Below are 2,279 nucleotides of genomic sequence, written 5' to 3' on the forward strand. Positions count from 1 at the left end.
GGCCGCTGAGATAGCGCGGACCGCTTCCGGTCGGCGCTCGCGAAGTCCAGGGTTCCCAGCGAGCCGACCGCGTGCCTTAGCTGCCGCTATGCCGGCTTTGGTTCGCTCCGCGATCAGCGCACGCTCGAGCTGGGCTACGGCACCTAGCACTTGGAGAGAAAACATGCCTTGCGGCGTCGCGGTGTCGATTGGATCGCGAAGGGAACGGAAGTGAACGCCTCGTTTCTCGAGGTCTTCGATGACGTCAAGCAAGTGGCTAACGGAACGCGCCAGCCGGTCCAGGCGGACGACGACGAGGGCGTCGCCCGCGACAAGTTCCCGGAGAAGCTTCGTCAGGATCGGCCTGGCCCGTGATGCGCCGGATCCGTGCTCCTGATGGATGCGATGACAACCGGCCGCTCGCAACTCGTCGACCTGGGCATCGTTGAGTTGGTCGTCCGTCGAGACGCGCGCGTATCCAATCAACCTCTGCGGCGGGGGGAGGGGATTGGAGGTTGCAGCTCTCGCCATGGAATCTCGCGGTCTTTTAAAGGCGTTTTGTACAAATAAAGAATGTATCAGTAAACGTTCCTTTGCAAGCGTGTTTTACCAGCTGAATTAGAGGCCGTAGAGCCTGAAATCTTACCTTCGACGACCGCCGGGTCGTCGGAGTTCGAGAAATCGCGCCAGCAGCCTGCTGTGGCCGAAACACGCAAAACCAGATGTTTTGAAGCAGAGCGACCACGCCTTGTCGCCGCATGCGAGCTTCGGCGCTGAGAAATGAGGGGCGGGGCTTCGTGACGGCAGGCAGTCAACTCAAGCAGGGCAGAAAAATCCACCGATCCTGGTAGAAAATTGGCCAAAAAAGCCCGGGTTTTCCGGCGGATCCCCCGATCCTGGAACAATGGCGCTTGTTCAATCCGATACGCATTACTTATCGGAAGCCAGGCGTGGCCTGAAGCAGTCCATCCGGTAACGGATGCTAATTACGCGATAGCATCCGTTTAACAAATTATTTACTGTGTTTTCAATGCGTTGTGATTTAGCCAAGTTGCACATCACAGGGCCTGTTGCGGCCGATTTCGACGCCTCGTCCGCTATCGCTCGCCTGGATGAGCGCATTGCCCGCTCGACAGTCGGCGCCGGCTTCCTCGAGCGCACCCACTTCGCCTCGCAGTGGATCGATGGCGAACTCGTGCATCTCGAAGACCTGGTCCTTCACGACGCTGGCGCCGATGTCCGAGCGCCGACCCACGAACTGACGATTACCCGCGACGTGCTGAAAGCCCCGGCGCATCGCCGCCCTGCGCGGGCAGGCTTGGCCTGTACCATCTTTTGGTGACGACGGCGCTGTGGGAAAGATCGGAGCCGAGCATGGTGACAATGCGGTGCCGGAAGGGGAGGGAGCGGAGGGTTCTGACGTCACCAGCCCATTCGAGGCCGAGCTCGCCGCCATCGATGCGGTGCTGGCCCTGTCGGTCGCCGCCATTGCAAAAGCAAAGACGCCCGGCGCAGCTCGGGCCAAGGATCCGCTGGTCTACGATCTCGACTGGGACGAAGACGAGCGGCTTGACGAATGGCTGGTCGTGCTGAAGGAGACCGAGGGTCTGCCGCCGGTATTGCGGGCCGGGCTGTTGCTTGATGCCTGGAACGATCTGCAGGTCCGGCAACATGCGCCCTGGCTCGGCTGCGGCAAGCGGGCTCGACGACCGCGGCGCATCTGGCCGCCGTCAATCTCGGCTTCAAATCCATCCCCGTCGAGCGCCGGCATCGCGCGCGCGACACCCGCCTGCTGGCGATCGTCAATGGCATCATTGCGGCCGCCGAGCTTGGCCTCCGGGAGCACGACCGGCTGGTGCTCGCAAAACAGATGATGGAGCGGCGCCTGGTCGGCCGACGATCGTCCTCAAATCTGCCTGATCTGTTCGAGCTCGTGATTTCGCGGCCGCTGGTCTCGGCCGGCATGATCGCCCAAACGCTGAAAGTGACTCCGCGGACGGCGCTCAGGATCGTCGAGGAGCTTGGGCTCAGGGAGCTGACCGGTTTCGGGCATGGGGAGTGCGCTGAGGTTCGCTCGTCAAACTTTTGTTCTATGGCAAGGTTCGCGCGCGCTTGGGCGTTTAACCTTCGCCGCAATAAAGAGCCTGAAAAGCGTGCGTAATTGCGAATCGGCGCTTGCCTACGAGATACACATTCGCAATGGCTGCTTTGACTAAAGGGGGTCCGATCATGCGCCAATCCATCCTTGACAAAGTGTCCTGACAGCCGAGGTTACGCACCTCAATCAGACAGCGGGAGAC

At 61.0% G+C, this 2,279-nt stretch carries 1 protein-coding gene and 1 pseudogene; one reads left to right on the top strand and one right to left on the bottom strand.

Annotated features, from left to right (window positions below):
* A partial coding sequence (locus C9413_RS31315) for a recombinase family protein (RefSeq protein ID WP_170251428.1) occupies positions 1–510 on the bottom strand: 510 nt, incomplete at its 3' end.
* Between the two features lie 499 nt (positions 511–1,009).
* Between C9413_RS31315 and C9413_RS31320 the strand changes: the two are divergent.
* A pseudogene (locus C9413_RS31320) lies at positions 1,010–2,140 on the top strand (RHE_PE00001 family protein).
* Positions 2,141–2,279 lie beyond the last annotated feature (139 nt).

The organism is Rhizobium sp. SEMIA 4085, assembly GCF_013004495.1.
GTDB lineage: Bacteria > Pseudomonadota > Alphaproteobacteria > Rhizobiales > Rhizobiaceae > Rhizobium > Rhizobium gallicum.